The sequence below is a fragment of the Paracoccus sp. SSK6 genome (assembly GCF_039770665.1).
GTDB lineage: Bacteria > Pseudomonadota > Alphaproteobacteria > Rhodobacterales > Rhodobacteraceae > Paracoccus.
On the sequence record NZ_JBDPNJ010000055.1, the window covers coordinates 1 to 6403 of the forward strand.

General features: G+C 58.1%; 5 protein-coding genes and 1 pseudogene. 4 read left to right on the top strand and 2 right to left on the bottom strand.

Annotation, left to right across the window (positions count from 1 at the left end; all coding sequences use genetic code 11):
• A pseudogene (locus tag AAIL68_RS16930) lies at nucleotides 1-528 on the bottom strand (MFS transporter); the annotation flags it as partial.
• Entirely contained in the window at nucleotides 528-2615 is a 2088-nt protein-coding gene (locus AAIL68_RS16935) for a TonB-dependent siderophore receptor (protein WP_347140934.1), read from the bottom strand. The gene AAIL68_RS16935 and the pseudogene AAIL68_RS16930, both read right to left, overlap by 1 nt.
• Before the next feature lie 360 nt (nucleotides 2616-2975).
• On the opposite strand from AAIL68_RS16935, the gene AAIL68_RS16940 reads away from it, so the two are divergent.
• The 4 genes from AAIL68_RS16940 to AAIL68_RS16955 all read left to right on the top strand — a co-directional run bounded on the left by AAIL68_RS16940 (nucleotide 2976) and on the right by AAIL68_RS16955 (nucleotide 6144).
• Nucleotides 2976-3542: a recombinase family protein gene (locus tag AAIL68_RS16940; protein ID WP_347140935.1), complete on the top strand. Its 567-nt coding sequence runs from the start codon at nucleotides 2976-2978 to the stop codon at nucleotides 3540-3542.
• A gap of 96 nt (nucleotides 3543-3638) precedes the next feature.
• Complete coding sequence (locus AAIL68_RS16945) at nucleotides 3639-4091, top strand: ATP-binding protein (RefSeq protein WP_347140936.1); 453 nt, start codon at nucleotides 3639-3641, stop codon at nucleotides 4089-4091.
• A gap of 65 nt (nucleotides 4092-4156) precedes the next feature.
• A protein-coding gene (locus tag AAIL68_RS16950) for an IS3 family transposase (RefSeq protein WP_347140937.1) occupies nucleotides 4157-5244 on the top strand; the annotation gives its coding sequence in 2 pieces (ribosomal slippage) (nucleotides 4157-4418 and nucleotides 4418-5244; 1089 coding nt in all).
• 84 nt (nucleotides 5245-5328) lie between these two features.
• Nucleotides 5329-6144: a hypothetical protein gene (locus AAIL68_RS16955; protein WP_347140938.1), complete on the top strand. Its 816-nt coding sequence runs from the start codon at nucleotides 5329-5331 to the stop codon at nucleotides 6142-6144.
• The last annotated feature ends 259 nt before the right edge of the window (nucleotides 6145-6403 follow it).

A 6403-nucleotide genomic window follows, 5' to 3' on the forward strand; every position in this document is an offset into this window, starting at 1 on the left:
AGCCCCGGTCCACCCCACGCGCGCGGCCATGACAAGAAGAAGCCCCGCGCCGATCGCTGATCCGACATAGGCGCCACCAACCTGCGCGGCATTGCCCCAGCCGTGCTCGCTGCGGGCCAAGGCGCCGACCGCATGGCCGTCAACGACGACATCGGCGGTTGCCGTGGCGAAGGCCACCACCATCAGGCAGGCCAATGCCGGCAGCAGCGGCACCAGGCCGACGGCGCCGGTGGCCAGCAGACCAAGAACAGCAATCAGGCCGAAGAGCAAGACCAGCAAGGCGCTGCGTGGTGGCCGGCCCGGCGGCAGCCGCCACCGTTCGATCGCTGGCGACCACAGCACCTTCAGCGCCCATGGCGCGATCAGCAGCGACAGAAGGCCGATCCGGTCCAGCGGCAGGCCCTGGTCGCGCAGCACGGCGGGCAGTCCGCCCCAGGTCAGACCGCCGATCACGCTCTGCGCGACATAGGCGGCCCACAAGCCGGACAGGATCGCGGCCTGTCCAGGCTTCCCTGCACCACGTGCCATCAGAAGCGGCGGCTCAGGCTCGCCGTCCAGGTGCGGCCTTCGTCACGATAGCAGTATCCGGCCGTGCAGGTCTGCTTTTGCTGATCAAACACGTTCTTGACGTTCAGCTGCATCTCGACCCCCGGCAGTTGCGCGGGCTGATAGCTGACGCCGAGGTCCACGAAGACACGATCGTCGTTGGTGATGGCATTGGCATCATCGCCATAGCTTTCCCCGACATAGCGCAGCCCTGCCGCCAGCCCCAGACCCGTTGCCGGTCCCGACTGGACGTCATACTTGCCCCAGAGCGACAGCGTGTCGTTCGGCACGCCGGACAATTCCTTGCCAACAGTGCCGGGCAGCCCTCGCTCGGTCTTGACGCGCTGATGCGCATAACTGGCGATCACACCCCATCCATTGTCCCAGTTGGCCTGCGCCTCCAGCTCAAAGCCGCGGCTGTTCAGATCAAGCTGGCGCTGGCGGTTCTCGCCGGTCGACACATCAAGCACCGTGCCATCACGTTGATCGATGTCGAAGACAGCCGCTGACAGCAGCAAGTTTGTGCCTTCGGGCGCGTATTTGAGGCCGATCTCGCGCTGCGTGGATTGCGTCGGGCGGGCGGCCCTCTGCGTGCTGTCATCGGCCGGATCATCATAAACAAAGCCGATATTGGGCGCGAACGAGGTCGAAACGCTGCCATAGACCATGACGCCGTTGGTCCAGTCATAGCTCAGCGCCAGGCGTCCGGATCGGCCGGTGTCGTCCTGCGTGCTTTTTGAACCGTCGGGAGCCGTCGTGTTCGTCTCGACACTGTCCCAGCGGGCGCTGGCAAAGGCCTGCCAGTTGCCCCACTGCATCTGGTCATGCAGGTAGATGCCCTTCTGTCGCTGCTCTTGCGCACCGTCGGAAGACAGGGCGGCTGCAGCCGTTTCGGAAGCCGAGATAAAACCATCATGGCGATACGATTCGTAATCGGCGCGGGTCATGTCGATGCCGGCCAGGATCTCGTGCGACACCGGACCGGTGTTCACGCTCCAGCGCAATCCGTTGTCGAGCACCAGCGTGTCGATGTCTTCCTTGTAGTGCCCCCAATAGCGGGCCAATTCGGCACCGGGATAATCAGGCAGATAGTGCCCACTGTATTCCAAGTCGCTATCGACGCGGGCCGCCCGGAAGCTTTGGCGCAGCGTGACCCTGTCGTTCAGGTCATGCTCGATCTCATAGCCGAGGCGCCACTGGTCCTGCTCGAAGTCGTTGTAGTCGGGATCGCCCTCGTAAAGATCTGTAAGCTTCCCGTAACCTGGCGTCCCAAACGGCGGACTGTAGAATGCGGCAGTTCCGCCCGTTACAGAGCTAGACACCTCCGCCAGCAGCGTTGCACGGGTCACGCCATTGTCCCAGGACAGGGCCGGGGCGAAATAGGTCTTGTCATCCGCATAGCCCGGAAGATCGCTGTTCGCCTTGCGGGCCAGACCCGTCAGGCGGTAGCTGAACTCGCTGCCTTCGGAGACAGGACCGGAAATATCGCCCGCAATCTGGGCGCGGTCGTTGGCCCCGGTGGTCAGTTCGATCTCGCGGTAGCGCTCGTTCTTCGGCCGCTTGGTGATCAGGTTGACGATGCCGCCCGGTCCGCTGACGCCGTAAAGGGACGAGTTCGGCCCCTTCAGCACGGCGACACCTTCTAGGCCGTAAGGCTCGGATTTGAACCAAGCGGTCGGCGCATTGTATTGGCGCAGTCCATCACGGAAATAGCCGTTGTAGTAAGCCGGTAGGCCGCGGAGGAAGAAGGCGTCGAACCGGGTGTCAAAGCCGTAGTTGTTCGGGTTCGCCGCCGCCGTATAGCCCAGAGCTTCGTTCAGCGTGCGCGGCGCCTGATCCTCGATCTGGTCCTGGGTGATGATGGTGACCGCCTGCGGGATCTTGCCAACCGGCGTGTCCAGCTTCGTGGCCGTGCGGCTGATGCCAGGGACATAGCCGTCCTGGACCAGCGTGGTGTCGCTTTCCGCCTCAAGCGTGATCTCGGACAAGACGTAAGGGGCGTCTTGAGCGATAGCAGGCACTGCCGCAACCCCGGCGAGCAAGCAGGCAATCAACGGTTTGTTCATCATGGTTCCTTGGCGGTATGGCAGAAAACGGCCCAGGTGAGGGCACAGAAATTGGTTACGCGCCTGCACATGATGAACGCGCCACATGCCAAGCTGCCATTTTCGCTACGAATTCTTATTTAAACTGTCAAGTATTGGGTGTGTGCTTGTGCTGTCCGGCGTGTGGAGGGTTGATGAAGGTGGCGGCGTCGTCACTGCCATCACGAGCCAGGTAAAGGAAACGGAGGTTTTCTTTACTCAGGGTGAGGACCAGCGTGTTCGTTGCAGAACCTGCCATTTCCGAGTAAATCTACTCGGTAAGAAAAACTAAGGCAGTATATTTCCCGCCATGACGACTTTCTTTACGAAATTTGGTCCTCGACCATGAAGATCGGCTATGCGCGGGTCTCCACCATCGAGCAGAACCTTGATCTCCAGAGGGATGCCCTCCTGGCGGCGGGCTGTGAGAGGGTCATCGCCGATACAGCATCCGGGGCAGTGGCTTCCCGGCCCGGTCTCGAAAAGGTCAAAGAGCAACTGCGTGCCGGTGACACCCTGGTGGTCTGGCGGCTCGACCGTCTCGGCCGCTCGTTGCGAGACCTCATCGGGTGGATGACCTGGCTTGAAGAGCAGAAAGTTGGACTGCTGAGCCTGCAAGAGTCGATCGACACCGACACGACATCGGGCAAGCTTACTTTCCACCTGTTCGGAGCCCTTGCGGAGTTTGAACGCAACTTGATCCGGGAGCGCACCCAAGCCGGCCTGACAGCGGCACGTGCCCGTGGTCGCAAGGGCGGGCGTCCCCAGGTGCTCGACAAGGACAAGCGCGATCTCGCGGTGCGGCTCTATCAGGAAAAGAAAACGCCCATTGCCAGAATCTGCACTATGCTGGGCATCTCAAAGCCGACGCTCTATGCCTATGTTCGTGCTGCAGAAGCTTCTGGAGGCTAGTTCAAATCAGCGGATGATCGCACCGTGGTTCTGGCCTCTTGCTCACCTGTCTTTTGTGCACCATCTTTAGCAGCATACAAAAGGTAGGTAGTACAAGTGGATAAACTCAATAGTCTTCGGGCTGTTTTGCATTCTAATCAGCATGACTTTGGAAAGGCATTGTCAAGGGTTCTATCCCCGTCGCAGCCACTTCAGTCAGAAGAATTCCTCAAAGGGCGTGCAGAACAGCTTCATGGCATTGAGAAGGCGCTCTATGCCCCTGGGCGGCATGTTCTGATTCACGGGCTACGTGGTGTTGGAAAATCATCATTAGCCCAAACCGCTGCATTTAAAATATCTTCTGGCCACGATCCAATCATCGTTAGTTGTGACGCCCAAAGTACATTTAAGTCGATCATTAAGGATATATTTGATGAAGCTTTAGTACGGGACCCTAGGGTAGTCGAAGAAACACGACAGAAGAGTGGCGTGCTGGGTTTTTCTTGGTGGGGTGTTTCTGCTACGGCAAATACGTCTACAGGCACAAAAGAAAAAGAAGTTGAAGGGTAATCCTCCCCAGAACTAAGGGGATGCAGACGTAGAATTTTCTCGGCAAGTTGGACGAGGAGATTCAGATGAAGAAGAGCCGTTTCACTGAAGCCCAGATCATGGGCGTGCTGCGTCAAGCCGAGGGTGGTTTGCCTGTGCCTGACCTGTGTCGCGAGCATGGGATCAGCAGCGCGACGTTCTACAAGTGGCGGGCGAAGTATGGCGGCATGGACGCCTCGATGATGAGCCAGATGAAGGCCCTGGAGGACGAGAACCGGCGGCTGAAGCGCATGTTTGCCGACCTGAGCATGCAAGCCGATCTGCTTCGAGAGGCTCTCGGAAAAAAGTAACGCGGCCAGCTCAGCGCCGCGAGCTGGCCGAGAAGGCGGTGGCAACGAAGGGGATCAGCATTGCGTTGGCGTGCCGCACGTTTGGCGTCAGCGAGACCTGTTTCCGTTACAGCCCCAAGCGCGACGACGAGAATGAGATGATCGCCGACCTGCTGGTCGGGCTGACCAATGTTCACAAGACGTGGGGTTTCGGGCTGTGCTTTCTGCACCTGCGGAACGTCAAAGGGCATGTCTGGAACCACAAGCGGGTCCACCGGATCTACTGCGAACTGGAGTTGAACCTGCGAATCAAGCCGCGGCGACGGCTAAAGCGCGAGAAGCCTGAGGAACTGGCGGTTCCTGAAGCCCCAAACCTGGTCTGGTCGATGGACTTTATGGCCGATCGCTTGGTCGACGGACGGCAGTTCCGACTTCTGAACGTGCTGGACGACTTCAACCGCGAGGGCCTGGGCATTGAGGTAGATTTTTCGCTGCCAGCGGAGCGGGTCGTCCGGTCCCTGAACCAGATCATCGAATGGCGCGGCAAGCCCCTTTCCATAAGGGTTGATAATGGCCCGGAATATGTCAGCTCCACGCTCATGACCTGGGCCGAGAAGCAGGGCATCGCCCTGACCTACATCCAGCCCGGCAAGCCGCAGCAGAACGCATATGTCGAGCGCTACAACCGGACGGTCCGCCACGAATGGCTGGACCTCTACATCTTTGAAACCATCGAGGAGGTGCAGGAAATCGCCACTGAATGGCTATGGACCTACAACCACGAACGCCCCAACATGGGCATCGGCGGGGGTACACCCGCCATGAAGCTGAGAATGGCCGCGTGAGTTCTACGGTCACATCCCGTTAAAACGGGGAGGATTACCGAAGAGCCTCTTTCGGTTAACGATGCGGTCAGATTGATTCAGTTCTTGTCCCAAACCATGGGCGGGCGTCCGGTATTCGTCGTCGATGAGTTTGACTTGATCTCTGATACCAGTGTCCAACGTGACTTCGCTAACCTTATCAAACAGGTATCAGACAAGAGAGTCGACGTCTGCTTCATTTTCTGTGGTATCGCAGAAAGCGCAGAGGCCTTAATGGCAGCGCATGGTAGTGCTGATCGATACTTCCATGCGGTGGACCTTGGTAAGCTCCCTTGGGATGCGCGAATCGAGATAGTTGAAACAGCGGCTCAGGCTCTTGGAATAAACGTCGACAAAACTACCGTATATCGTATTGCAATGATATGTGATGGCTTTCCGTACTATGTCCATTTTATAGCGGAAAAGCTTTTTTGGCGGGTCTATGAAGCGAATAATGGCGGCTTGGTTACGCCTGCTCTTTTTGCAGAAGCAATGGAGGATGCCGCTAATGCAATGGACATGAAGTTGCGAGGTCCATATGAGAAAGCTACACAAAAGTATGATGATACCTATAGTGCAATCTTGTTTGCAGTTGCGGATGGTCACGAGTTAAAAAAGAGAAGCGCTGACATCTTTTTAACGTATAGGCACGTCATGAATGAGATGCAGCGTGAGCCTTCGACCCGCGCGCAGTTCAATAATCGAATGAACCGGCTCAAAGGGGAGGCACACGGTTGTATTTTGATTGGCAGTCGCCAGGGTTGGTACGAGTTTGCTGAGAAGATGATCAGAGGCTATGTTCGCTTGAAAGCAGAGCAAGCGAATGTCAGCCTCAACCCTGATCACCCGAGCGCAGCATCACTGCCTCATAAACTAAACTAGTACTCGCCGCCTGAAATAAGCTTCTGGCTAGTCGAACGTCGGTGAAGGACTCTTCGCGCGTGCTGAAGTCTCAGCTTAGCTTTCCATAGTTGATATCGTTGCGGTCCACCTGTCAACGGCGGCGTAAAATCCGGCCACGCGGCGGCGTAAGACCAGGTCAGGTGGTTGTGGCCGGCGCCATGGCGCGCGCGCTTACCAATAGCTGGCGCGTGCTATGGCGCATTGGCCTCTTTGGGCCAAAACGAGCGATCTGATCTCC